General features: G+C 49.2%; 1 protein-coding gene. It reads left to right on the forward strand.

Annotation, left to right across the window (positions count from 1 at the left end; translation table 11 throughout):
• On the forward strand, positions 1–927 hold a 927-nt coding region (locus BBG47_RS28205; protein ID WP_139070826.1), incomplete at both ends, for a DUF4179 domain-containing protein.

Genomic DNA, 927 nt, shown 5'->3' on the forward strand with positions numbered 1-927 from the left:
TCCTACCCGGACTTCGAGGCGATGTGGATGCGGATTGAGGCGGCCAGAAATGAGCAGGACGAACAAGGAACGTTTGCCGCTTCGTTACAGAAGAAGCCGTTGTTCCGCGGGCGCAGGTTGGCTGTGCTGTCAGTGGCTGCGTTTGTGCTGTTGGCTACTCCAGTGCTCGCCTATATTACCGGGAAGTGGGAATTTAATAATCTTAAAGGTGTGGAATCAGCGATCCAACAGGGATTCGGGCAGCCGATCAATAAGAAGGTCACGAATAGCGGCGTCACATTCACTATCGATACAGCGGTGTCCGACGATAATGGAACCACGCTGTTATACAGCTTGAATACAGGGGATAAGCAGGAGCGCAAATGGATGTTCGACCAATTTGAATTCAAAGACGATAAAGGAAATTCCATTGCGCGCATGGATCTGGTGCAGATGATGAAGATGAAATGGGATAATGGCCTCTATTGGCATAATTGGAATGAAGAAAGCCGAACCTACAACGGCTTCTTCGATACGTCTTGGACGGTTCCCGGCAAGGAAGCGAATGTGCAATTGTCTGCGCGCGGGCTGCAGGCGTTCGACTATGTTCGTGTACCAATCGATTTGGATCCGCGCAAGGCAGAGGTGCAGACTTTTCCGATTCATGATGGTGGGATTGAGGAATTGAAGGTACAGTTCGTGAAAGACGGACAAGGGCAAGCACTCCTCAAATATTCTGTTTCTTACACGGATGATTCGAATTTCAACATCGTTGGCCCTCAAATTGTGGTGAAAAAGGAAGGGGGAATGGTAATTCGATCAGGTGATAAGGCGAATAGAATGATCCCGATTGAGGGGCATCTAGAATGGGGTGTACAAGAAGGCTATAGCTCGGACGAACTGCTTCAGGGCGGCAATTCATTCGAATTTGTGTATGGCGTGAAGGGA

The sequence above is a fragment of the Paenibacillus sp. KS1 genome, from assembly GCF_001680695.1.
GTDB lineage: Bacteria > Bacillota > Bacilli > Paenibacillales > Paenibacillaceae > Paenibacillus_B > Paenibacillus_B suaedae.